The sequence below is a fragment of the Mesobacillus maritimus genome (genome assembly GCF_044803185.1).
Classification (GTDB): domain Bacteria; phylum Bacillota; class Bacilli; order Bacillales; family Cytobacillaceae; genus Mesobacillus_B; species Mesobacillus_B maritimus_B.
The window spans coordinates 4484213-4510013 of the sequence record NZ_CP085225.1 but is presented as its reverse complement, the minus strand read 5'-3'; the positions used below and the strand labels follow the sequence as shown (position 1 = coordinate 4510013).

Genomic DNA, 25801 nt, shown 5'->3' with positions numbered 1-25801 from the left:
TGATAAATTTTGAGTTGGATTAAAAGGCTTTTACAAATGTTCAATGGTGAAGAAGGTGAAATGAAACAATCTGAACCTCTTAGGACAAACAACAACAGTGTTAGACAGCAGCGCCAGTTTACAGAACAAAATAAGACAGAGCCAAAGAAGGAAGTTGAGGCGCGGGTTTTGTATAAGTACCCGAAAGGTCAATTTAAATTTCCTCTAATCCCTGACGTCGAAATCGAGAAAAAGGCAGAACCTAAAAATGTTCGCCGTTCGGAACCTAGAAGTAAGACCATCACTCCGGTTTCGAAGGAAAAGCCTGTTAAAAAAGAACACAAACCCGTGGAGTCTACACCTAAGCCAAAGGCACCTACACCTAATCGTCAGCCGTTTCGAAGGACTGAAACTCCTTCCCCTATTTTTGCTTTTAATAGGCCTAAATCTGACGAAATCGAATATGAATTAAATGGATTTATACGAAATGTAGCGGATGAAGCTTATAGCAAAAAATCAGAGGAAGAGCCAGTAGGAATTGCAGATAAGGTCAAAGAGGAGGCGCCGATTGAAAAAGAGGTTGAAGTAGTCCAATGGGAAGCGCTGAGTGAAGAGGCTGAAGTAGTCCGAGAGAAAGCGCTGAGTGAAGAGGCTGAAGTAGTCCGAGAGAAAGCGCTGAGTGAAGAGGCTGAAGTAGCCCGAGAGAAAGCGCTGAGTGAAGAGGCTGAAGTAGCCCGAGAGGAAGCGCTGAGTGAAGAGGCTGAAGTAGTCCGAGAGAAAGCGCTAAGTGAAGAGGCTGAAGTAGTCCGAGAGAAAGTGCTGAGTGAAGAGGCAGAAGTAGCCCGAGAGGAAGCGCCGATTGAAGAGGTTGAAGTAGTCCAAGAGGAAGCGCTGAGTGAAGAGGTTGAAGTAACTCGAGAGAAAGCGCCAATTGAGGAAGCCGAACAAATTCAAGAGGAAACATCAGCTGAGGGAGACGAACTAGTTCAAGAGGAAACACTAGTCGAGAGAAACGAGCCAGTTCATCAGACAGAGATGAACCTGGTTGAACAAACCCAAGACTTAGCAACTGGGCAGGAGCGAGAGCAAACGGATGCGAAGGTTGTGTTTGAGAAAGCAACAGCAGTAGAACCTTCAGGCTTACATGAGCCAGGAACTGAAATGGAAGCGGAACAGGCGCAGGAACCATTGTTGGAAAAACAAACAAACTCGGATGAAAAAATAAAAGAGGCGATTGAAGATGTACCTGTTGCTGCTACATTAGAAGCTGCTCCGGAACGTAAAAAAAGACAATTGCCATTTAATGTCTTGATGTTGAAGCAAGATAAGCGTAAGCTAGAAGAACAAAAAAATATCGCCGACACGATTCTTCAAAAATTTAATCCTGTGAAAACTACCCGTACTTTTTCATCAGAAAAAGAAACAGAAAAAAATTTAGATAAAGCAACAGAAAAGAAATTAGAAAAAGATACAGACATAAAAGTGGAAACGGAAGCGAAGGCTTTAGAGACGGTTCAACCATCTCAACTATCAAACTATGAATTTCCGCCACTTAACCTGTTGCAGCCTCCGGTAATGATTGAAACGAGCCGAGAATGGTTACATAGCCAAGAGCTGCTATTAAATGAGACATTAAAGAACTTTAATGTGGGAGCGCGAGTAGTCAATGTTACTCAAGGTCCGGCTGTTACTCGATTTGAGGTCCAACCAGAGCCTGGTGTTAAAGTCAATAAGATTACGAATCTATCGGATGATATAAAATTAAGTCTTGCGGCAAGGGATATTCGGATTGAGGCACCTATTCCTGGTAAACACACGATAGGGATTGAAGTCCCTAATGAATCTAGTAGGCCCGTGCTGATAAGTGAGATTTTACGAACGAGTGGTTTTAATGAAAACACTTCTCCGCTTGCGGTAGCACTCGGTCTTGATATTGCAGGCACTCCTGTTGTGACTGATTTAAAAAAGATGCCACATGGTCTTATTGCAGGTGCTACGGGATCAGGGAAAAGTGTTTGTATTAATACAATGCTCGTGAGTCTTTTATATAAGGCACACCCTGATGATGTAAAGCTGTTGTTAATTGATCCGAAGATGGTAGAGCTTGCGCCGTATAATCAAATACCGCATCTTGTAAGTCCTGTTATAACGGATGTAAAAGCAGCGACCGCTTCGTTAAAATGGGCAGTCGAGGAAATGGAACGCCGCTACGAACTCTTTGCCCATACAGGTGTTAGAGATATTAGTAGGTTTAATGAAATAGCACTTGAACACAAACGTTACTCAGAAAAACTCCCTTACATTGTCATTGTCATTGACGAACTTGCCGATTTAATGATGATGTCTCCAGCAGATGTTGAGGAAGCAATCTGTCGAATTGCTCAAAAAGCTAGAGCATGTGGGATTCATTTAATTATTGCTACTCAGAGACCATCGGTTGATGTTATTACTGGGTTAATCAAGGCGAATGTTCCAACAAGGGTTGCTTTTTCGGTATCATCTCAAGTGGACTCGAGAACAATCATTGACATTAGTGGAGCAGAAAAACTCCTTGGGCGTGGTGACATGTTGTTTTTAGAAAACGGTTCGTCGAAACCATTTCGTTTACAGGGAACTTTTGTGTCCGATCAAGAAATTGATGATATCGTAGCGTTTGTTCGTAAACAAAGAGATCCAGAGTATTTATTTGAGCAGGACGAATTAATAAAAAAGTCGCAAATAACTGAAGACGAGGATGAGCTCTTTTACGAGGCTTGCCTATTTGTAATTGAACAAGGTGGGGCATCCACATCCAGTATTCAGCGCCGGTTTAAAATAGGATATAATCGTGCAGCAAGATTAATTGATATGATGGAGCAAAACGGGTTTATTTCCGAGGGACGTGGTAGTAAACCAAGAGATGTTCTTATTTCTGTTGAAGATTTAGACTTTTTTCAAGAAAATCACTCTTTAACCTAAAAGAGGGTATTCTTTTAGCGGCAAAAATGAATATTAGGTAATGCAATAGTTTTTATAAGTGAAAAATGATATAATGTTTCAATATTCAAGAGTAAATGAAAGCCTATTTACCGATAGCTTGATAATGAGCAATTTATGATTACCGTCATATACTGTGTTACATACAGACGTTTGTTGGAGGTTCTTTATATGACTATTTACCATTTTGTAGGTATAAAGGGGTCTGGTATGAGCGCGCTAGCGCAGATTCTCCATGATATGGACTATCATGTCCAGGGCTCTGATGTCGAGAAACACTTTTTTACCCAGATTGCCCTTGAACAATCCGGAATAAAGATCCTTCCGTTCAATAAGGATAATATACAACCTGGAATGACTATTATTGCTGGGAATGCTTTCCCAGACACACACGAGGAAATTCAAAGAGCAATGGAGCTTGGTTTACCTATTGTTCGTTACCATCGTTTCCTGGGCGATTTTATGGAGAACTTTACAAGTGTTGCCATTACAGGGGCACATGGCAAGACTTCGACTACCGGTCTCCTCGCACATGTTATTAAGGGTGCAAAGCCCACTTCTTTCTTAATCGGAGATGGGACGGGAAAGGGCCACAAGGAAGCAGAATATTTTGTGTTCGAAGCATGTGAATACCGTAGACACTTCTTGTCTTATTTTCCTGACTATGCGATTATGACCAATATTGATTTCGATCATCCGGATTATTTCGCTAACTTAGAAGATGTATTTTCCGCTTTTCAGGAAATGTCTTTGCAGGTGAAAAAAGGAATCATCGCATGTGGTGATGACGAGCAACTGCAAAAAATTCAAGCGAAGGTACCAGTTGTTTTTTATGGTTTTGCTGAAGAGAATGATTTCCAAGCGCGAAATGTGGTTAAGTCGACAGATGGGACTACCTTTGATGTGTTTGTGAGGAATACTTATTACCATACCTTTTCGATTCCTGCCTATGGCGATCACAATGTTCTTAATGCACTTGGAGTTATCGCACTGTGTAATTATGAAGGAATCGAAGCGAAGATTATCGAAGAGCAATTAAACACTTTCCGTGGTGTGAAAAGAAGGTTCTCCGAAAAAGAAATAGGTGGTCAGGTGATCATTGATGATTATGCCCACCATCCAACGGAAATAAAGGCCACAATTGAAGCGGCTAATCAAAAATATCCAGATAGAGACATTGTTGCTGTGTTCCAGCCTCATACATTTACAAGAACGCAAACCTTCCTTCAAGAGTTTGCCGATAGTCTAAGTCAGGCAGATAAGGTCTATCTATGTGAGATTTTTGGATCAGCACGTGAAAATCACGGCAAATTATCAATTGAAAACCTTAGAGAAAAAATAAATGGCGCCGAAATTATTACTGAAGAGGAAACTTCGGAACTCATGAAATATGAAAATGGAGTTATTATTTTCATGGGAGCAGGAGATATTCAAAAATTTCAGGAAGCCTATGAGAAAAAGCTAACTTAAAATTTTATTAAACAGCTTCAACGTCGTTTTAGCGATTACTATTCGCTAAACGACGATTGAACTGGACAAAGAGAAAAGGATGCGACAGATTGCTCGCATCCTTTTTGTTATCGTCTATTTCAAGTTCTCGGGGTTCAAAACCTCTAATTCAGGAAGTACAAAACGACCGTCTTTGCGGATGAGAACATCATCAAAATAAATTTCCCCCCCACCATATTCAGGACGTTGGATATTTACCATATCCCAATGAATATTCGATTGGTTGCCATTGTAAGCATTATCGTAGGCCTGTCCAGGAGTGAAATGGAAACTACCGTCTATTTTTTCATCAAACAGGATGTCCTGCATAGGATGAAGAATATAAGGATTCACGCCAATGGCAAATTCACCAACGTACCTTGCGCCTTCATCAGTGTCAAAAATTTTATTAATACGTTCACTGTCATTGGCTGATGCCTCAACGATTTTCCCGTCTTTAAATGTTAGGCTGACATTCTCAAAAGTGAAGCCCTGGTAAGGCGAAGGAGTATTATAGGTAATCTTTCCATTCACAGAGTTACGGACTGGAGCCGTATAAACTTCACCATCAGGAATATTAGCCTCTCCAGCACATTTTATAGCTGGTATATCCTTTATGGAAAAAGTTAAATCTGTACCCGGTCCAGTGAGTCTGACCTTATCGGTTTTATCCATAAGAGTAACAAGATTGTCCATTGCTTTATCCATTTTGCTGTAATCAAGGTTACAAACGTTGAAATAAAAATCTTCAAATCCCTCTGTACTCATTTTAGCAAGTTGCGCCATTGAGGATGTAGGGTAACGAAGTACGACCCATTTTGTCTTCGGAACCCTAATTTCCCTATGTACTTTCTTCCCAATGGTTTGACCTTGAATCTTCATTTTATCGTCAGGGACATCTGCAAGCTCATTGATATTATTGCCTGAGCGAAGGCCAATATAGGCATCCATCTTGCTCATGACATTGGCTTCGAACTCAGCCATCATATTAAAATGTTCCTCTTGAGCACCCATCAAAAGAGCTCTGTCTACTTGGTTGTCCTTTAGCAATACAAAGGGATGACCGCCTGCTGCGTAAGCCTCTTTTACAAGAGCCGTAACAAGCTCCCGTTGAAGCCCAAAATTTTCGATTAGGACCTTTTCTCCTTTTTGTAACTTGATTGAATAATTGATTAAACTCTTTGCTAATTTTTCGATTCGCGGATCTTTCATTTCATTGTCCCTCCATATTCATTCTGAAAAACCTATCATAATTGTACCCGAATTTACTTGGAAATGTTATCCTATGATTAAGACAAAATGAAATGGGAAGCCTTATATTGGAATACATAATTGGGAGTGGTTTGTTTCCCTTCTATTTAGGGAAAATGATTGATAAGGCTAATGGAGGTGCGAAGTTGGAAATTATTCTTTATTTAAGTGCTGCAGTGGCAGCCATCGCTTTTTTGGTTCTTGTCATATACTTGGCAAAGACTTTAAAATCGCTACAAGGTACACTTGATAGTGTGGCCCACACGCTTACTGGTCTAGAAAAGCAACTTGATGGGGTGACCCGGGAAACGACAGAATTACTACATAAGACAAATTCACTTGCAGAGGATATTCAAGAAAAGTCAGAAAACCTCAACTCAGTTGTGATTGCGGTTAAGGATGTTGGACATTCTGTACAACGTTTTAACAGTTCAATCCAAAATATTACTTCTATGGTAGATCAACAAATCGACAAGAGTCAGGATAAGATTTCTCAGGTTGTTCAGTGGAGCAATGTATTTTTAGAGTTAAAGCAAAGGTGGAACGCAAGAAAGACTTCTTCAGTTGAATACCAGACAGAAGGGGAAGAAATCCTTATTAGAAAAAGAGAAAGAGCAAATCAATAAAAAGAGGTGAAAATCAAATGACAAGTAGAGAAATGAATGGTAAGGATGATTCAAGGACAAACTCACGGGATTTTCTGGTTGGGGCCTTTATTGGAGCACTCGCAGGGGCAGCAGCAGCTTTACTATTTGCACCAAAGTCCGGAAGGGATTTACGAACTACGATTAATGGACAAACCAACAATATTCTTGAAAAAACAGATAAAGTGAAAGAGAAAGCTTTAAGCAAGAGTAATGAATTGGCGAATGTTGCCAAGGAGAAGGCCAGTTCAGTTGTACATTCAGTTTCACATCAGTCGCATGAGTTATTAGAGAAAGTGAGAGATAAACAAGTTCTCGATGAGAGTGATCGAGATTCTGCTGATTTCCAAAATAGTAGTGAAGAAATTCAAAGAAAGCTAGAAGAAACCCAGAGGGCTTTCGATGAGACAGAATCGAAACTGAATCACTAAATTTGTATATAAAACGGTGAAGTGATAAGATTACTTCACCGTTTATAATTACATAAAAGACAGATTAGGATTTTTTATTCTGTAGAAAATAGTGAGGAGTGAGAGAAATGAAAAAAATAGAATCAATCGAGGAATTCAACAAGCTTGCGGAAGGCGTTGACCCTTTCTTCTTTGTTAAACATAGCTTAACATGCCCTATAAGCCAAGCTGCTTTTACTGAATTTGAACAATTTGCAAACAATGCGGACGTACCTTGCTATTACCTAGCGGTTCAAGAAGCGAAACCTCTTTCAAATCATATTGCCGAGAGCTACCACGTTAAACATGAATCACCACAAGCCATTTTCTTTAAAAACTCAGATGTAGCTTGGCATGCATCTCATTGGAAAATAACAAAAAAATCATTGGCAACTGCCCTAGAGGAAAATAAATAAACATCCATGAGATTCATGGGTGTTTTTCTATAAATATAGCTCTTCTTGAATGAAGGAAACATTTAGAAATCAACCATCTTTTGTCAATGACAATAGAGTTTGCGAAACCTACCTAAGGTATACATTACGCTTTAGCGCTTAAAAGCGTTTAATTATTAAAGAAATTCTTCGTGACAAACTAAATAATTTCAGATATAATAAATCCTAATTATAGAAAATGCAGTACATTCTGAATAAATGATAATAAAGGGGCGGGAATAATGACGAATATTAAGCTCGATCAATTAAGAGATCGTGTTGATGAATTGAACTTGCAATTGCTATCATTAATCAACGAAAGAGCACAACTTGTTCAGGAAATAGGAAAGGCCAAAGAAACACAAGGTGTACATCGCTATGATCCTGTTCGTGAACGTCATATGCTAGACCTAATTAAGGAACAGAATAACGGCCCTTTTGAAAACTCTACTGTTGAACATATTTTCAAACAGATATTTAAAGCAGGCCTTGAGCTTCAAGAAGACGATCACCGTAAGGCTCTACTTGTTTCAAGAAAGAAAAAGCCGGATAACACCATTATTGAAGTAAAAGGGGTCAAAATTGGGGATGGTAGCCAACAATTTGTGTTCGGACCATGTTCAGTTGAATCCTATGAGCAGGTAGCGACTGTTGCTGCTGCTGTAAAGGAAAAAGGCTTTAAATTGCTTCGTGGTGGTGCATACAAGCCTAGAACCTCTCCATATGATTTCCAAGGGCTTGGACTGGAAGGTTTGAAAATTCTTAAAAGAGTCGGCGACGAATACGATATGGCTGTAATCAGTGAGATTGTTCATCCGAATGATATTGAAACAGCTATAGATTATATCGATGTTATTCAAATCGGAGCACGCAATATGCAAAACTTTGAGCTTTTAAAAGCAGCAGGGGCGGTTAACAAGCCAGTTCTACTAAAACGTGGCCTCTCAGCAACCATTGAAGAATTTATCAATGCAGCTGAATACATCATGGCACAAGGGAATGGACAGATCATCCTTTGCGAACGAGGCATCCGCACATACGAAAAAGCTACTAGAAATACTCTAGACATCTCCGCTGTGCCGATTCTCAAGCAAGAAACACATTTACCGGTTATGGTAGACGTGACACACTCAACTGGTAGAAGGGATCTACTCCTTCCTACTGCAAAGGCAGCACTAGCAATTGGTGCCGATGGTGTTATGGCAGAGGTACATCCAGATCCTGCGGTTGCATTATCAGATAATGCTCAGCAAATGGACCTTAAGCAGTTTGATGAATTCGTTCAATCCTTGCGCTCATCAGCTTTCGTACAAATTTAACATGTAAACTTAGCCTTCCCGTCGTAATGGGAAGGCTTTTTACGGGAAAAATGAAAGATTATCTCACGTCTACATTGCGAGAATTGACAGGATAGCGTATGATTAATTAATAAATTGTTCTTGTACATACAATCACAATCGTAAAAATGTTTAAATGAACCCATTATGCTGTAAAATATAAGAAAGCTTGGTACGGACTTAAAGGAGTGAAAGTCATGAATATTACAATATATGATGTAGCAAGAGAAGCAAATGTATCAATGGCAACGGTGTCACGTGTAGTGAATGGAAACCCTAACGTGAAACCTATTACACGTAAAAAGGTAATGGAGGTTATCGATCGACTAGGATATAGACCAAACGCAGTTGCAAGAGGACTAGCGAGTAAGAAAACGACTACAGTCGGGGTAATCATTCCAGATATCTCAAGCACTTTCTTTGCCGAGCTAGCTAGAGGGATTGAAGATATTGCCACAATGTACAAATACAATATCATTCTTAGTAGCTCAGACCAAAATAAAGACAAAGAGTTACATTTATTGAATACGATGCTAGGGAAACAAGTTGATGGCATTGTGTTTATGGGCGGTAATATTACAGCCGAACATGTTGAAGAATTTAAAAAATCACCTGTACCAATCGTACTAGCTGGTTCAATTGAGGAATCTGAAACCGTGCCTTCCGTTAATATTGATTATGAACAGGGCATTTTGGATGCCGTCCAACTAATGGTTGAGAAAGGGCATAAACGGGTTGCCTTTGTGGTAGGTCCACTATTAGAACCAATTAATCAAGTTAAGAAGCTCTCAGGGTACAAGAAAGCAATAGAACAAGCAGGGTATGATTTTGATGAGAATTTGGTGGTTGAAGGCGACTACACATATGATTCAGGCATTGAAGCGATTGAAAAATTGCTTGAAATGGAGGATAAGCCCACTGCTATTATTGTTGGTTCTGATGAAATGGCCCTTGGAGTCGTTCATGGAGCGGTAGATAAAGGCTATAGTGTACCAGGAGACTTTGAAGTAATCAGCTCTGATAACACAAGGCTTGCGCTGATGGTCCGTCCACAGCTAACAACAATCGTCCAGCCATTGTATGACATTGGGGCAGTGGCTATGAGGCTTTTGACCAAATTGATGAACAAGGAAGAAGTAGATGATCAAACCGTCGTTCTTCCCCATAGAATTGAGTTTCGTGACTCAACGAAAAACTAAGAAAATGACCGCCTAACAAAGCGGTCATTTTTTCTTTATTCTTTCATATGTTCTCTAGTTCTTTTTTGCTGATGAATTGGGTAGAGCGCTTTCTCTACTGTGAGTTTATTTTTCTCGGTAATCTCCTCTTTCCGAGGAATGGGCGGATATAAATTTTCCGGATCTTCCCATTCACGAGGAAGGGTAACATTACTCTTTTCTTGCCAATACTGAACCCAATCATCCGGTAAACTGCCATAACAATTTGAGTTTTCGGTCATTTCCATCCAAATTAAGGCCCATGCTCTCGGCACGACTCTCCAAATATCGTAACCACCGCCGCCGACAGCAATCCATCTACCATTACAATACTTATGTGCGATTTCATGTGCAAGTTTTGGGATCTCTCGATATATTTTCATGGTCGCTGATAAATGTGTGAGTGGGTCATAGTAATGCGAGTCGGCACCGTTTTGTGTAAGTATGACATCAGGCTTAAAAAACTCTGCAACGTCCATAAGGGCATTAGAATAGGCGTGTAACCATGATTCATCCTCAGTGAAGGCGTCTACCGGTACATTGAATGAATAACCATAGCCTTTACCCTGTCCACGCTCATTTACATTTCCCGTTCCTGGGAACAGGTAGCGGCCAGTTTCATGGATTGACAGGGTACAGACATTGGGCTCATCATAAAAGGACCATTGGACTCCATCGCCATGGTGAGCATCGGTATCGACATAAAGGACCCGAACCTTATATTTCTCCAAGAGATATTTGATTGCAACAGAACTATCATTATAGATACAAAAGCCGGAAGCTTTCCCCCGGAAACCATGATGCAACCCACCACCAAGGTGGAGGGCGTGGTCCGCTTTTCCACTCATGACTTGGTCAACAGCTGTCAAAGTACCCCCAACTAGAAGTGAACTTGCTTCATGCATATTGGCAAATATAGGAGTATCCTCTGTCCCAAGGCCATAGCCTTCCGCTGTTTCCTCACGAAGTTGTCCTTTTCCAGCTTGACGAACAGCCTCAACATAATTAGGATCATGGATTAAAAGTAGCTCCTCGTCGGTAGCAGGACGAGGTGGAACAATATCTTGGTCCGTAATTGCATTGGCTTTTTTTAATAAATCAAGTGTCATCTTTAAACGGATTTGATTAAAAGGGTGATGGCTACTAAACTTATACTTTAGTAAATCCTCTGAATAGACGAAGACGGAGCGATCACTCATGATGAAACACCTGGCAAATTAGGCCATAGCACATGAAAACCAGCTTTCTTAAGATCTTCAATCATACTAATTGGATTCATTGTTTGAACACGGAAAACGAGAATTTTGTACTGTTCGTCTTTTTCATATGGATAAACTAGGACACTAGAGATGTTTGCTTTTCGAGCGCTAATAATAGAAGCAACCTGATTAAGCATTCCACCTTTATTAGGGACCTTCACTTCAATTTGTGAACCAGGTTGGTGTGCTCCTGTTAAAGCAATAAGAGTATGAAGCAAATCCGTTTCTGTCACAATTCCAACGAGCTTTTGATCCTTTACAATTGGAAGACACCCGATGCTATGCTCATAAAATAGGGCCGCAATCTCTTCGACAAAATCTAGTGGATGACAGGTAATTAAATCGGTTGTCATCAGGCTTTCAAGTGTATTTTTAAGGACCTCTTGATTGGGATTGTAAAGATACCTCGAAGGCATCGCATCTCGGATATCGCGATCGGTTACTAGTCCAACTAATAGGTTGTCTTCATCCACAATGGGGAGGTGTCTAATTCGCTTTGCTTCCATTAATCGACAGGCTTCTTCAATGGTATGATGTTTACTAAGTGTGGTAAGTTCGGTCTTCATAATTTCTTCTACAATCATGTGGATCCCCCTCGTTCGCGTGAGTTCTCGGTTTCATTAATACATGAAACGATTCATAAATCTCAGACGGTCAAACTTCTCGACGGAATCAAGGCCAATCCTTGCGCCAATTCTCGCCATTAGACAGTTAGCAGGGTGAGAGCTTATTTCAGGATCATCCGTAGCATACCAAGTAAGTCCGCCAGCATTCATCATTTTTTCCATCATCTTGCGGTAGTCCCATACATTTAACTTTGTATTTTTAAGGTCCCAATGCCAATAATATTCGGTAGTGATGATAATATAATCTTCCATCGCATCATCCATCATCGAGACAATCAGAAGATTTTTGCCCACGGCACAGCCACGAAACTTGGGAATCACCTCAATCGCTCCAAGCTCAATTAATTCTTCCATCCCACCTTCGGACCAACGTTCGAGTGGATCTGGATATAGATAAGTGACATATCCTACCACCATATCACTATGCCTTGCAATGATAATCCTGCCCTCTGGAAGCCCTGCAATCTCAACCAGAGCTTTGTGCTGCTGAGCTGGAGGGCGAAAGGCAACCAAGTCATGATGAAACTCAAGTTTTGCAAGCTTTTCTGGCGAGACAGGACCCTCAATGATCACGCTCCCATGTACAGTCTTTAATTCTTTGGCATTATATGTTTTTTTATGTTCCATTCGTTCACCACCAAACTATTAGAAATGTTCTCTCTATTATACATGAATTCTATAAAATTAAAGCGTTTTCACAAAATTTTCAGTATATTACTATTGAAAACAAGGGGAAAATAGTAAAAATGACGAATGTAAAAATTTTAAAATTGTGAAAATAAAGAATCTATACTATAATAGACGATAAACATACATAGAAAAGGAGATGATTCAATGAAGGTGGAAGCGCTACCAGTGATTCAAGGTCCACATAATCTAGAAAACTATGAAGAAACATACAACCAGTTTGACTGGCAAGAAGCAGAAAAGAACTTTTCTTGGAAAGCAACTGGAAAGGTGAATATGGCCTATGAAGCAATTGATCGCCATGCGGAAAGCTCCCGTAAAAATAAAATCGCCCTATACTACCAAGATGGAGTGCGAAAAGAGAAGTATACGTTTAAAGAAATGAAGGAACTCTCAAATAAAGCGGGAAACGTTTTAAAAACCTATGGAGACGTTGAAAAAGGGGATAGAGTATTCATCTTTATGCCGAGATCTCCTGAGTTATACTTCACTGTACTAGGAGCAATTAAGCTTGGAGCTATCGTTGGCCCGTTGTTTGAAGCGTTCATGGAAGGGGCTGTACGTGATCGTCTTCAAGACAGTGAAGCAAAGGTTCTTGTTACAACCCCTGAACTATTAAAAAGGGTACCAGTCGAGGAACTACCAGCATTAAAGCACATTTTCCTTGTGGGCAGCGATATTGAGGAATCAGGAAAGTTCATTCACTTTAATCAGAAACTAGCTGAGGCAAGTAAATCCCTTCAAATTGAATGGGTAGATAAGAATGATGGTCTTATTCTTCACTATACCTCAGGTTCAACAGGAAAGCCAAAAGGAGTTCTTCATGTCCACAATGCAATGATTCAACAATACCAAACAGCAAAATGGGTTCTAGACCTAAAAGAAGAGGATGTTTATTGGTGTACAGCTGACCCTGGCTGGGTAACTGGAACCTCCTACGGTATCTTTGGCCCTTGGCTAACAGGTACATCAAATGTTGTTGTAGGTGGCCGTTTTAGTCCAGAAGCTTGGTATGGCATGATTGAAGAATATGGTGTTACCGTCTGGTATAGTGCGCCGACCGCCTTTAGAATGTTAATGGGGGCTGGGGATGAAGTGATTAAACAGTTTGATTTATCTAGCCTCCGCCATATCTTAAGTGTAGGGGAACCTTTGAATCCTGAGGTTGTTCGTTGGGGAATGAAGGTGTTCAATCTTCGTATTCATGACACATGGTGGATGACAGAAACAGGAGCCCAGTTAATTTGTAACTATCCATGTATGAAAATTAAGCCCGGCTCAATGGGGAAACCAATTCCAGGCGTAAAGGCTGCCATAGTCGATGATCGTGGAGAAGAATTGCCGCCATATCGTATGGGGAATTTGGCTATCAAAAAAGGTTGGCCTTCAATGATGCATACCATCTGGAATAATGAGCAAAAATATGAGTCTTATTTCATGCCGGGCGATTGGTATGTTTCTGGTGACTCTGCTTATATGGATGAAGAAGGCTACTTCTGGTTCCAGGGACGTATTGACGATGTAATCATGACTTCTGGAGAGCGTGTTGGACCGTTTGAGGTTGAGAGTAAACTTGTAGAGCATCCAGCTGTAGCAGAAGCAGGAGTTATTGGGAAACCAGATCCAGTAAGAGGTGAAATCATTAAAGCGTTTATCGCCTTAAGAGCTGGCTATGAGCAAACCGATGAGCTAAAAGAAGAAATTCGACAGTTTGTAAAACAGGGATTGGCTGCACACGCTGCCCCAAGAGAGATTGATTTCCGTGATAAACTTCCAAAAACACGAAGTGGGAAAATTATGCGCCGTGTCTTAAAAGCATGGGAGCTTGATTTACCAACTGGTGATTTATCAACGATGGAAGATTAAGATAATTAGATACACTGAAAGAAAAAATAAAGGAACCGCGTCCATACTAGACGCGGTTCCTTTTAGTTTTACTCATTGTTGTTTTCTGTGTTTGTTGGTTTTTCTGCCTCTTGTTGCTCAGGCTTTTCAGGTGTTTCAGGTGTTTCAGGTTTTTTAGGTTCTTTTGGTTCTTTAGGTTTTTCCTCACCTATTTTAATAACATTGGAAGGAGCCGATTCCTTTCCAGCGATATCAATGGCCGTTACATAGAAGTTTCCATTTCCAGCCTTGTAAGAAAGCTTCGAACCTGCTTTTAGTGTTCCAACTTTCTTGCCATCATTATAAACACGGTATCCAATTACATCTTTGTCAGGATGAGTATTCCATTTAAGGTTTTTCCCATCATTACTAATTCCTAATGCAGCTGGTGTTCGGCCATTTTCCGCCATCTTTGAATTAGAAACAAGTGTTTTTGTCCAAGCTCCTCTATTTGGAACAAGCTGCGATGGATTGCTAATTTTATGTCCAAGAATGCTCTCCATATAGCTTGGGTCCAAGGTCACACCGCCCGTTTCAACGAATTCGGCTGGCGTTGAATCTAGAGCAAAGTATTGTCTGTCCCCAATCCTTACAAATTTACTTGAAGACAAGGTGTCGTCAACCTTTGTCGGAACATATTTTGCGTTAAAATAATCAGTTTGAACAAGGCCAGCATCTGAACAGGCTTGCGAAGGCAATAAACCAGATGCCCCACAATAGGATCTTCTTACGATTCCACCAGGCATTTCAAACCGTTCTTCTGGATCAACGAGTTTAGGGTCTACATCATAGGCAGCATTCATTAAATCTGCCCATAGATAAATATTTCTTGCTCCGTAGCTAACCCCTTTATAAGTGGTCTCAAGAGATTTTTGCGTATCGTACCCGTTCCAAACACCGAAAGAGACATTTGGATTGGTGGCAACGAACCAGGAATCATAATAATTATGTCCAGTTCCGGTTTTCCCAGCCCAGTCCGAGCTAAACTTTAAGCGATTATGAAGAGAGGTTGCTGTCCCTCGGTTAACAACATCCCGCATCATATCAATGGTTAAATAAGCGGTTTGAGGGCTAAATACGTCAACCGGCTTTACTTCATGTTGGTAAACCAGATTTCCATCTTTATCGGTAATTTTATCAATCATATAAGCATCAACAAATTGACCACCGTTAGCAAAGGTTCCGTAAGCATTAACGTTTTCCTCGACAGTAACCCCCTCAATAGAACCAAGTGCTGCTGAGAGATTCGTATGGTCAGACTCTGCTAGAGAGGTGAAACCCATTTTTTCTAGGAAAGTAGTCGGTCTTTGATTAAGAATATTTTTATAGGCAATAACGGCAGGGACATTATAAGATCTTGTCAGTGCATATCTAGCTGAAGTTACTCCGCTATATCTCTTATCATAGTTACTCGGCCATGGTTTACCAGGACCATTCAAGTAAGCCTCGACATCAGGCAATACCGAGCCTGGTTGTAGAGTTCCAAGCTCCATTGCAGGAGCATACACAAGCAATGGTTTCATTGTTGAGCCATTCGCTCGTTTCGAAACAGTTGCATGGTTTATTTGTTCCCGATCAAAATCGCGGCCACCAACGAAGCTAATGATTTTTCCTGTTTTGTTTTCAATTAGAATGGCTCCTAATTCAACAGGCTCCATAACTTTTTCCTTTTTGCCGGTATCAGGATTGATAATTTCTTCTGGTTTATCGTTTCCATATAGTTGAAAATTAGCTGCAGCATCCTGCATCTTGTCATAAATATCCTTGTTTATAGTGGTATGGACATTATAACCATTTTGGCGAAGGTCACGGTCTGCTAGAGCTAGATATTCACCTTTTAAGGTGTCATCTGCATCTAAATCTTTTTTCTCATAGCCATCTTTTTCGGCTAAAATATAGGAAAGAACTTCAACAGCCCGTTTTTCAATTTCAAAGGTTAGCCAAGGATACTCACCGATGGTATTTCCATCCTCTGTTTCTGTTATGAAATCCTTTGTTATATCATGCTCAATCGCTTCATTATATTCCGCTTGTGTTATGGCGCCTCCAGTATACATTCTGGAAAGTACCGTTTTCATTCTGGTTAAACCTGGTTCAAGGTTTTCCTTAAGCTTGCCATTGTCGCTGCTATATGGTGTATAACCAAATGGACTTTGTGGCAAACCAGCGATAAAGGCGGCTTGCGGGAGTGTTAAATCCTTCACGTCAACGCCGAAGATTCCTTCTGCAGCTGCTTGGACTCCAGCAATGTTATTGCCTGCAGCATTTCGGCCGAAGGTAGAAACATTTAAGTAGGCTTCAAGAATTTCTTCTTTATCAAAAAATTTCTCTAGGCGGAGGGCAAGCAAAATTTCCTTCGCTTTCCGCTCGAAGGAGACTTCATTCGTTAATATCTGATTTTTTATGAGCTGTTGTGTTAAAGTACTTCCACCTGATTGCATGGAAGAATTGGTTACCTCCTGGAAGACTGCTCTTAAAATTGCTTTTGGGACAACTCCATCATGCTCATAAAAGTACTCATCCTCGGTTGCTACGACAGCATCGATGAGGTATTGGGAAACATCCTCAAGTTTTACCTCTTCTCGATAAAGATCTGTTCTAAGTTTCCCGAGATAGACGTCCTTGTCAAAATACAACTCAGAGGTTTCCTCGTAATTATAGATGTCCTTTTGCATTTGCTCATAGGACCGGATAGGCTCGTCTTTAACTAGCGAGGCAAAATACCCGGCTGCGGCCCCACCGGCAAAACCAGCGCCAATGACCATTACAATAATAAAAAGTAAAACAAGATTCCAAACGACATTATAGGTGATTCTAGCACTTTTTACTGTTCTCTTATTTGTAAAAAATGACTGCAAAGAGGATAAAATCGCTTTCCATCCTTTTTTTTCTTGGTTCATTCTCATTCCCCCTAAAATCACATACATTATAGCATAAAGAGAGGGGTGGGAATCACAACAGGGAGCATTTTCCTAATTTTTCATTTAATATTTGACAATTATCGACTCAGTATGGTAAAAATGCTTTAATAACTACATAATAAGGCCAAGATGGGACCCAGTAATGTTTCTATCCCTGTTTCAGAAAGCCGGCGGGTGATGTGAGTCGGTACAAATAGAAAGATGAATTACCTCCCTGAGCTGTCGTTGTGAACTGAAAGTAGCAACGAACGGGTAAACCGTTATATTATTGAGTGGAAAACGAACATTTGTGTTTTCAAGCTGGGTGGTACCGCGCATAATAGCGCCCCTGCATTATTGCAGGGGTGCTTTTTTATGCGATGAATTCGAGATTATTTTAGATGGAGGAAGTTCAAGATGAAATTACTAGAAGATTTACAGTGGCGTGGAGTGGTTTACCAGCAAACAGATGAAGAAGGACTAGAGAAAGTACTTGAAAGTGAAAAAATCTCTCTTTACTGTGGGGTCGACCCAACCGCGGATAGTATGCATATAGGTCATCTATTACCTTTTTTAACATTAAGACGCTTTCAAAATCAGGGACATCGTCCAATCGTTCTCGTTGGTGGAGCAACAGGCTTAATTGGAGATCCAAGTGGGAAAAGTGAAGAGCGAAAGCTACAAACAACCGAAGATGTGGATAGAAACGTCCAGGGTATTCAAAAGCAGCTTCAACAAATCTTTAATTTTGAGGGTGAAAATGGTGCCATCATGGTCAACAACTATGATTGGACCAGCAAGCTAGATGTGGTTAGCTTCCTACGTGATTTCGGAAAACATGTTGGTGTAAACTACATGCTTGCTAAAGATACAATCTCATCAAGGCTTGAGACAGGAATTTCTTTTACGGAATTCACTTACACCATTCTGCAAGCAATGGATTTCCTACATTTATATAAAAACCATCAATGTAAACTACAGATTGGTGGAAGTGACCAATGGGGGAACATCACAACAGGTCTAGAGTTGATTCGTAAAATGGCCCCAGAGGGTTCAAAAGCATACGGACTTACCATTCCACTTGTAACAAAAGCAGATGGGACGAAATTTGGTAAAACGGAAGGTGGCGCAATTTGGCTAGATTCAGAAAAGACTTCTCCTTATGAATTCTACCAATTCTGGATTAACACGGCTGATGCAGATGTTGTGAAATACTTAAAATTCTTCACCTTCCTTTCAAAAGAGGAAATTGAATCACTTGAAGCTTCTCTTCAAACAGAAGCACATTTACGTAAGGCCCAAAAAGCGCTTGCTGAAGAAATGACTCGTTTGATTCATGGAGAAGATGCTTTACAGCAAGCAATCAAGATTTCTGCAGCCCTCTTTAGTGGTGAGGTACGGAATTTGTCTGCAGCAGAAATCAAGCAAGGTTTTAAAGATGTCCCATCATTTGACGCTTCTGCTGAGGAAGAATTGGGTCTTGTTGAGCTTTTAGTATCAGCCAAGATCTCTCCTTCAAAACGCCAAGCGCGTGAAGATATCAGCAATGGTGCTGTTTACATCAATGGCGAGCGGGTTACCGATACAGGCTATGTATTAAGTGAGCAGGATCGGATTGAAGACCAATTTACGATTATTCGTCGTGGGAAGAAGAAATACTTCCTAATTAAATACTAATTCAAGAAACACCCGAAAAAGCTCGGGTGTTTTTTGCTATGAAAGCGGAGTTTATTCCCTGTACAGGGAATAAATACTATACACCGTATAGTATATGCAAATAAAACAGATCTACTACGACTGAAAAATGACCCTAAATAACCAAAATATACGCCTTTTCGCTCAAAAACTAATGACTTTATTAGAAAATGACTTTTCGGGTGGGTATTTTTAACCTTAATCGACTGCTAAACCTCGATTTACATGATAAAATACCCTCTTCACTAGACCTTTTTGCTAGTACGGGTCTTTTTATTCCCTGTTACGAGCATTATATTCCCCGTTTGGACGAGTATATTCCCTGTACAGGAAAAAATACTATACACCGTACCGTATCTTTCAAACAAAACAAATCTACCACGACTCTCAATTAACTATAAATAACCAAATATACGCTCAAAAACTAATAGTTTTATCCTAACAAAAAAACAAACCCTCTGCCAATAATGGCAAAGGGTTTGTCACTGGAACTATTAACGAGAATAGAATTCAACGATAAGAGCTTCGTTGATTTCAGCTGGAAGTTCAGAACGCTCAGGTACGCGAGTGAAAGTTCCTTCTAGCTTGTCTGCATCGAAAGTTAAGTAGTCAGGTACGAAGTTGTTCACTTCAACTGCTTCTTTAACGATGTCAAGGTTACGTGATTTTTCACGAAGGCCAATTGTTTGACCAGGAGCAACGCGGAAAGATGGGATATCTACGCGAGATCCGTTAACAAGAATGTGGCCATGGTTTACTAACTGACGTGCTTGACGACGAGTACGAGCAAGACCAAGACGGTAAACAACATTGTCTAAACGAGACTCTAAAAGAGCCATGAAGTTTTCACCGTGTACGCCAGCCATTTTTCCAGCTCTATCAAATAGAGTGCGGAATTGACGCTCGTTTACTCCGTACATATGACGAAGCTTTTGCTTCTCTTGTAATTGCAATCCGTATTCGGAAAGCTTTTTACGTTGGTTTGGACCATGTTGTCCAGGAGCGTAAGGACGCTTTTCTAATTCTTTACCTGTTCCGCTTAGAGAGATTCCAAGACGGCGGGATAATTTCCAGCTTGGGCCGGTATAACGAGCCATGAATGACTCCTCCTTAGTTTTTATTTTGTAAAATAAAAACAGTTTGTGAGACTTCATTTATGGATATTTTGTTTTCATGCACCTTCGCCCTAGCAGCAGCGGGTTACACGATGCACCATCAAAGGAATATTCACTTTGAGGAACAAAATAAACTCATAAAGGGTATCACATAGGCTGCGATATTTTACACAAGGAGTATTATATTCCTTTTTTTATGCATAAGTCAAGGGAAAGTCAGAAAAACATTTTCTTCTAGAAAACAATATCATAATCATATAGGAAAAAGTGATGAATAAAAAGTGGAAGTTGCTGTTTAAACAAATCGATTGCTTTTCGATAAATAAGGGGGAGGAAGATGGAAAAGAAACGGTTTGAAACTGAGGTTATTCATGGAGGCTACAATACAGAAGACTATCACGATAGTCTTGTACCACCATTATTTCAAACAAGTACGTTTACGTTTTCAAATGCCAAACAAGGTGAAAGAAGGTTTGCAGGAGAGGAGGAAGGATTTATCTACTCTCGCCTCGGAAACCCAACAGTGAAAATTCTTGAAGAAAGACTGGCCATCTTAGAAGGAGCAGAGAAAGGTCTTGCTTTTGGTTCTGGTATGGCAGCCGTTTCAGCAGTCCTTTTCTCACTTGTGAAAGCAGGAGACCATATTTTATGTTCAAAAGGTGTCTACGGCTGTACTTTTGGTTTGCTGCAGTTAATGGAAGAAAAGTTTAATATTCAGCATGATTTTTCATTGATGGAAACAAAAGAAAATGTACGGAATGCTCTCCAGCCCAATACCGCCTGCATCTATATTGAAACACCAATCAATCCAACGATGAAATTAGTGGATTTACAAATGGTGGCGGAGGTAGCACGGGAAAAAGGGATCCCTGTTGTGGTGGATAATACCTTCTGTTCCCCTTATTTGCAAAAACCAATTGAACTTGGGTGTGATGTCGTGATTCACAGTGCAACGAAATATATTTGTGGTCACGGAGATGTCGTTGCCGGTCTAGTAGCAGGGAGTGAAGATTTTCTCAACAAAGTTGCACTTACGACTCAAAAGGATATTGGCGGCATCATTTCTCCTTTTGATGCATGGTTACTTTTAAGAGGGTTAAAAACCCTACCTGTTAGAATGGACCGTCATTGCGAGAATGCAGAGAAACTGGCCACAGCTCTCGCCGCACATCCGGCGGTTGAACAAGTATTTTATCCTGGTGACCCAAACAATCGGGACTATCATATAGCAAAAAGACAAATGCACAAACCGGGTGGGGTGATTTCATTTACCATCAAAGGGACCAAGGAAGATGCCCAGACCTTCTTAGATCGATTGGAGCTTATTAAAATTGCTGTTAGTCTCGGTGATGCAGAGACCCTTATTCAGCATCCAGCGACGATGACGCACTCTGTCGTTCCTAAGGACGTTAGGACGGAAATGGGAATATCAGATACAATGCTTCGGCTTTCAGTCGGTCTAGAGGCATGGGAGGACATTTGGCAAGATTTAAAGCAAGCACTTGATAAGGCTTAATGTAATAAAAAGCTGCGAACAGTTGTGTTCACAGCTTTTTGTTTTGTACTAGGATTTAGCCTTTATACACGGTCATCAAAGCAGAGACAAACTCTTCCAACTTTTGCTGGTCTAATTCGTCAAAACGGTTTTTCTCAGGAGAATCAATATCGAGAACCCCGATTAGTTTTCCATTGTCAATCATTGGAATAACGATTTCGGATTGTGATGCTGCATCGCAAGCGATATGTCCAGGGAATTGGTGAACATCCTCGACACGAACCGTTTCGAGTTGAGCAGCTGCGGTACCACATACGCCTCGACCAACAGGGATTCTTACACAAGCTGGTAATCCCTGAAATGGCCCTAGCACAAGTTCGCCTTCCTCCATTAAGTAAAAACCAACCCAGTTAATTCTGTCTAGAAATTGGTTTAGGAGTGCAGAGGCATTACTAAAGTTCGCAATGGTATTTGTCTCACCTTCCAACAGGCTTGTTAACTGCTTTATAAGTAAATTGTAGTTATCTTCGCGATTTCCATCATACGATTCGACCTCAAACATGTTTTTTCACCCTTTTCTCTAAAAATGCACTATTCATTTTACCAGAAATGCAGGGAATATGGTTGAATTTGTCGATAGGTTTTTAAAGGAAAATCGGCTTTTACAAGGAAGTATTAAAAATATAGAGAAAAAGAGCGAGGTTTCATTTCACTGCTGGCTGACTAGGGAAAAACATGAATAAGGGGCGGGTAAGGAGAATGCGAAAAAATTCGAAAGAGTCAATCGTCGAAGCAGCTGTGTTTCTGTTTAATACGAAAGGCTTCAGTGGCACTTCGATTCGTGACATTGCTGCTAAAGCAGGGGTTAATCCAGCCAATATTGCCTATTATTTTCAAAATAAGAATGGTCTACTAGAATATTGTTTCACAGCGTATTTTGAGAATTATTTAAAGGAATTAGAAAAAGGATATGCCTTGCTTGATGAAGGTGCGGAAGTGTCTTTGAAACAGACCGTTGTAAATTTGCTAAAATATCAGTCTCAGAATATTCAACTTACCAGATTTATTTTAAGGGAAATGACGCTAGATTCTCAAATGGTACGAGAAGTCATGTCAACTTATCACGTCAAGGAACGCTATTACTTTAAGAAAGTACTTGAACGAGGTATGAGGACAAAAGAGTTTCGCAATCATTCTGTTCCTTACATTATCCTTCAGCTTAAGAGTTTGTTGAATACTCCTTTTCTAAATATTCATTATGTAAATGAAGTATTACACATTCTTCCTCATGAATCCTATTTCGTCGAAAAATATAGCCGTGAAATTTTCCAATGGATAGATTTAGTCTTAAGTGCACCAAGGTCATTTGATAATAGAAGAGTCTTATCTTTATAAAATAATTGCCACTTACCTAAGGTTAGATTTAGATTCTTAGCAGTTCAGTCATTTATTACTAAGAAACAAAAAAGAACCGGCGGATTTGAACTGCCGGTTTTTAGCGTGATTCATATTAGTTGTAGGCTTGAATTTGGGATGTTTTTAGGAAAAGTCCATTAAATGATACCCTTGGCCGAGTTCTTTAGCTTGGTGGGCATCCGAGCCATATACTAGCGGGATATCCAGAGACTTCGCTTTTTTTATAATGTGAGCGGGAGGGTAAGGTTCTCTACAGAGTGGCTTAGCAGTCCCCGCACCATTATAATCAAGCTCGTAGTGTTGCTCTTTTATAGCAGTCAAAAGTTGGTCTATTTCATAATCGAAAGTTCGATTTATTGGATATTTTAACTGAAATTTATGTACAAGCGTGATATGCCCAATTCTTGTGGGTTTGTATGGTCCTAAATCCGCTTCAACCGATTTAAGTACTGTCCGATAATAGTTTTGGTAAACTTGTTCAAGGGATCCATAAGAGGAAATCATTGTTTGAAAATTCTCAGGGCTATAATCCATACAAGAGTATCCAAGTGAATCCTTTAGAAAATGGACAGATAATATGGCATCATCAAGCCTTGGACCAATTTCATTTAAGAATTGAGTAATTTCTCTTTCGTACCCTTCAATATAATCGACTTCTAGTCCGGCATTAATGGCTATTTTATTCTCGTATTTCTTTTTAAGTTCGGAGATTTCATTGAAATATTCTTTTAGGTGCGCTTTTTGCATTGCGCTATCTGATAAAGGTGTGGGATCATTAAAACGTTCAGGTAGTGGAGCGTGTTCAGTAAAGGAAATTTCGGTATATCCAAGTGCTAATGCCCGTTCAATATAGTTTTCAAATGTATCCTTCGATCCATGTGGACAGAACTTTGTGTGTACATGACCATCTCTAAACACTTCCGTTTCCCCCATTTCCAAAGCTATCGTGACAGAATTTGATAATCTTCGATAATAAATTAAACAAAAAATTGAAATTACTGGTCAAAAAATGTCGTTTACATGGTATCATAAATACATAAAAAAAACAGTTCTTTTTTACATAGATCAATAGAATCTGATTTTTGTCTGAAACCCAGGGGGATTAGTTAGCATGGAGTATATAATAGTTGGTTTAGGCGTCATATTGTGCCTTTTTTTAATAGGATTTTTGATGAAACGGAAATACTTTAATGAAGTGGATCGGTTTGAGGCTTGGAAAATTGATCTCATGAATCGGCCAGTACTGGATGAAATGGCAAAGGTAAAGAAGCTTAATATGACAGGGCAAACCGAAGAACTTTTTGAGCGTTGGCGTAAGGAATGGGACGATATTGTCACTTCTGAGCTACCGGATATTGAGGAATTTCTCCTTGATGCAGAAGATTATACAGATAAACTTCGCTTCGGGAAGGCAAAAGAGTCTTTAGCTTCCATTGATAACAAACTAACCTCTATTGAAAATAAAATAAAGAACATCCTCGAAGAATTGAATGAATTAGTCGGTAGTGAGGAAAAGAATAGAAATGAAATTGAGCTTTTGAAAGAGCAGTATCGTGATTGTCGTAAGAACCTGTTAGCACATCGTCATAGTTTTGGCAAAGCTGAAAAAGGGTTAGAAGATCAACTGAACGAAATTCTTCAGGAATTTGAGAAATTCGATGAGAAGACGGAGAGTGGTAATTACCTTGAGGCAAGAGAGATTGTCCTTGGAATTCAGCTTAATCTTGATGAAATCGTTGGAAAAATGGAATTGATTCCTCAATTAATCCATGACTGTCAGCTAGGAATTCCAGCACAGATGAATGAATTAAAAGAAGGCTGTAGGGAAATGGTTGAACAGGGATATATCCTTGACCACCTAGGGACTGAAGAAGAGCTAGAAGAAATTCAAAAGCAGCTTAGCAAATTTCAAGCACTCATCGACGAAACGAAGGTTGCAGAGATTCAGCATGGGATCGAGCAACTAAAGGAAAAGATGGATCATCTTTTTGACCTTCTTGAAAAAGAGGCGGTAGCGAAACAATTTATTAAAAAGAATGAAAATGAGTTAAATCAGTTGTTCCATACAGCTGTCGATGAAAATGATAAAATTCAAGAAGAAATTTTTAATATTCAACAAAGCTACGAATTGTCTGACCAAGAGCTTGATGCACATGTTCTAGCTGAAGGCAACCTTGAGCAATTAGTAAAAAGGTATCAGTTGCTCATAGCACGATTGGGGCAGGGAGAGACAGCGTATAGTTTTTTAAGTGATGAACTGGTAGTGCTCAAACAAGAGCTAGAGGCATGCAATGCTGAACAACAGGAGTTTAAAGAAAAACTAAATGCACTAAGAAAAGATGAAATGGCAGCGCGAGAAAAGGTAAGAGAACTTTCGAAAAAGACGACAGAGATGCTAAAGTTAATTACGAAAAGTAATTTACCGGGTCTTTCTCAAAGCTATAAATACCTCCTAGAGGATACAAAAGAAAGTATCCAAAACGTAGCGGATAAGCTAGAACAAAAACCACTGAACATCCCGACCGTTCAGCAATATCTTGAAATTGCTGAATTAACAGTTGAAAAGCTGGCAAGTTCCACCGAGGAAATCGTTGATAATGTTAAGCTTGCGGAACGACTCATTCAGTATGGAAATCGGTATCGTAGCAGCTACCCATCTGTTGCTAAGGGATTGAAGGAAGCAGAAAAAGCATTTAGGAACTATGATTATCGCCAAGCTCTTGAAGAAGCAGCGGCTGCGATTGAAGAAGTAGAGCCAGGTGCTTTAAAGAAAATAGAGAATATCTTTATTGAAACAAATGCGTAATCAAAGCCTCCAATTTTGTTGGAGGCTTTCTACGTTTTTACAGATTGGGATAAGTTTACACTTCAAATGGAAATGTTCAATTATTTTCAAACCTTGGTTTGTATGTTAAAATTTTTTGTTAGCATAGCGGTAACAAGGGGAGG

The 25801-nt window shown here is 40.0% G+C and carries 20 protein-coding genes and 1 other annotated feature; of the genes, 12 read left to right on the top strand and 8 right to left on the bottom strand.

Going from position 1 to position 25801, the window contains the following annotated elements:
• Positions 1-9 precede the first annotated feature (9 nt).
• Positions 10-2937, top strand: a complete 2928-nt coding sequence (locus LG336_RS21830) for a DNA translocase FtsK (RefSeq protein ID WP_404329571.1) — start codon at positions 10-12, stop codon at positions 2935-2937.
• Between the two features lie 189 nt (positions 2938-3126).
• On the top strand, positions 3127-4425 hold the full coding sequence (murC, locus tag LG336_RS21825; RefSeq protein WP_404329570.1) for a UDP-N-acetylmuramate--L-alanine ligase: 1299 nt from the start codon (positions 3127-3129) through the stop codon (positions 4423-4425).
• 114 nt (positions 4426-4539) lie between these two features.
• On the opposite strand, the gene LG336_RS21820 is transcribed toward murC, so the two are convergent.
• Positions 4540-5655, bottom strand: coding sequence for an aminopeptidase (locus LG336_RS21820; protein ID WP_404329569.1), 1116 nt, complete (start codon positions 5653-5655; stop codon positions 4540-4542).
• 185 nt (positions 5656-5840) lie between these two features.
• Here LG336_RS21820 and LG336_RS21815 point away from each other — a divergent pair, with 185 nt between their 5' ends.
• The 5 genes from LG336_RS21815 to ccpA all read left to right on the top strand — a co-directional run bounded on the left by LG336_RS21815 (position 5841) and on the right by ccpA (position 9757).
• Positions 5841-6320, top strand: a complete 480-nt coding sequence (locus tag LG336_RS21815; protein ID WP_404333254.1) for a DUF948 domain-containing protein — start codon at positions 5841-5843, stop codon at positions 6318-6320.
• Positions 6321-6337: 17 nt separating this feature from the next.
• On the top strand, positions 6338-6769 hold the full coding sequence (locus LG336_RS21810) for a YtxH domain-containing protein (RefSeq protein WP_404329568.1): 432 nt from the start codon (positions 6338-6340) through the stop codon (positions 6767-6769).
• Positions 6770-6876: 107 nt separating this feature from the next.
• Complete coding sequence (gene ytxJ / locus LG336_RS21805; RefSeq protein WP_404329567.1) at positions 6877-7203, top strand: bacillithiol system redox-active protein YtxJ; 327 nt, start codon at positions 6877-6879, stop codon at positions 7201-7203.
• A 260-nt stretch (positions 7204-7463) separates the two neighbouring features.
• Entirely contained in the window at positions 7464-8540 is a 1077-nt protein-coding gene (locus tag LG336_RS21800; protein WP_404329566.1) for a bifunctional 3-deoxy-7-phosphoheptulonate synthase/chorismate mutase, read from the top strand.
• Positions 8541-8755: 215 nt separating this feature from the next.
• Complete coding sequence (gene ccpA / locus LG336_RS21795) at positions 8756-9757, top strand: catabolite control protein A (RefSeq protein WP_404329565.1); 1002 nt, start codon at positions 8756-8758, stop codon at positions 9755-9757.
• Positions 9758-9792: 35 nt separating this feature from the next.
• On the opposite strand, the gene LG336_RS21790 is transcribed toward ccpA, so the two are convergent.
• Genes LG336_RS21790 through LG336_RS21780 form a run of 3 tightly spaced genes read right to left on the bottom strand, consistent with a single transcriptional unit; the run spans position 9793 to position 12287 of the window.
• Entirely contained in the window at positions 9793-10974 is a 1182-nt protein-coding gene (locus tag LG336_RS21790; RefSeq protein WP_404329564.1) for an acetoin utilization protein AcuC, read from the bottom strand.
• The gene (locus tag LG336_RS21785; RefSeq protein ID WP_404329563.1) at positions 10971-11618 is read right to left on the bottom strand and encodes an acetoin utilization AcuB family protein; all 648 of its coding nucleotides are present in this window, start codon (positions 11616-11618) and stop codon (positions 10971-10973) included. Before LG336_RS21785 ends, LG336_RS21790 begins: the two co-directional genes overlap by 4 nt.
• A gap of 36 nt (positions 11619-11654) precedes the next feature.
• Positions 11655-12287, bottom strand: a complete 633-nt coding sequence (locus tag LG336_RS21780) for a GNAT family N-acetyltransferase (protein WP_404329562.1) — start codon at positions 12285-12287, stop codon at positions 11655-11657.
• Between the two features lie 207 nt (positions 12288-12494).
• Between LG336_RS21780 and acsA the strand changes: the two genes are divergently transcribed.
• Complete coding sequence (acsA, locus tag LG336_RS21775) at positions 12495-14213, top strand: acetate--CoA ligase (protein WP_404329561.1); 1719 nt, start codon at positions 12495-12497, stop codon at positions 14211-14213.
• 68 nt (positions 14214-14281) lie between these two features.
• Here acsA and LG336_RS21770 read toward each other — a convergent pair whose 3' ends face one another.
• The gene (locus tag LG336_RS21770) at positions 14282-17131 is read right to left on the bottom strand and encodes a transglycosylase domain-containing protein (RefSeq protein ID WP_404329560.1); all 2850 of its coding nucleotides are present in this window, start codon (positions 17129-17131) and stop codon (positions 14282-14284) included.
• 138 nt (positions 17132-17269) lie between these two features.
• Positions 17270-17485, top strand: a binding site (T-box leader).
• Positions 17486-17548: 63 nt separating this feature from the next.
• On the opposite strand from LG336_RS21770, the gene tyrS reads away from it, so the two are divergent.
• On the top strand, positions 17549-18808 hold the full coding sequence (tyrS, locus tag LG336_RS21765) for a tyrosine--tRNA ligase (protein ID WP_404329559.1): 1260 nt from the start codon (positions 17549-17551) through the stop codon (positions 18806-18808).
• A gap of 512 nt (positions 18809-19320) precedes the next feature.
• On the opposite strand, the gene rpsD is transcribed toward tyrS, so the two are convergent.
• Positions 19321-19923, bottom strand: a complete 603-nt coding sequence (gene rpsD / locus LG336_RS21760) for a 30S ribosomal protein S4 (protein WP_404329558.1) — start codon at positions 19921-19923, stop codon at positions 19321-19323.
• Positions 19924-20278: 355 nt separating this feature from the next.
• On the opposite strand from rpsD, the gene megL reads away from it, so the two are divergent.
• Entirely contained in the window at positions 20279-21457 is a 1179-nt protein-coding gene (gene megL, locus LG336_RS21755; protein WP_404329557.1) for a methionine gamma-lyase, read from the top strand.
• Between the two features lie 55 nt (positions 21458-21512).
• Here megL and LG336_RS21750 read toward each other — a convergent pair whose 3' ends face one another.
• Positions 21513-21998, bottom strand: coding sequence for a GAF domain-containing protein (locus LG336_RS21750; RefSeq protein WP_404329556.1), 486 nt, complete (start codon positions 21996-21998; stop codon positions 21513-21515).
• A 197-nt stretch (positions 21999-22195) separates the two neighbouring features.
• Between LG336_RS21750 and refZ the strand changes: the two genes are divergently transcribed.
• The gene (gene refZ, locus LG336_RS21745; protein WP_404329555.1) at positions 22196-22831 is read left to right on the top strand and encodes a forespore capture DNA-binding protein RefZ; all 636 of its coding nucleotides are present in this window, start codon (positions 22196-22198) and stop codon (positions 22829-22831) included.
• A gap of 144 nt (positions 22832-22975) precedes the next feature.
• On the opposite strand, the gene hisJ is transcribed toward refZ, so the two are convergent.
• The gene (gene hisJ, locus LG336_RS21740) at positions 22976-23770 is read right to left on the bottom strand and encodes a histidinol-phosphatase HisJ (protein ID WP_404329554.1); all 795 of its coding nucleotides are present in this window, start codon (positions 23768-23770) and stop codon (positions 22976-22978) included.
• A 193-nt stretch (positions 23771-23963) separates the two neighbouring features.
• On the opposite strand from hisJ, the gene ezrA reads away from it, so the two are divergent.
• Positions 23964-25658 carry a septation ring formation regulator EzrA gene (gene ezrA / locus LG336_RS21735; protein WP_404329553.1) on the top strand — a complete coding sequence of 565 codons (1695 nt, stop codon included), beginning with the start codon at positions 23964-23966 and terminating at the stop codon, positions 25656-25658.
• Positions 25659-25801 lie beyond the last annotated feature (143 nt).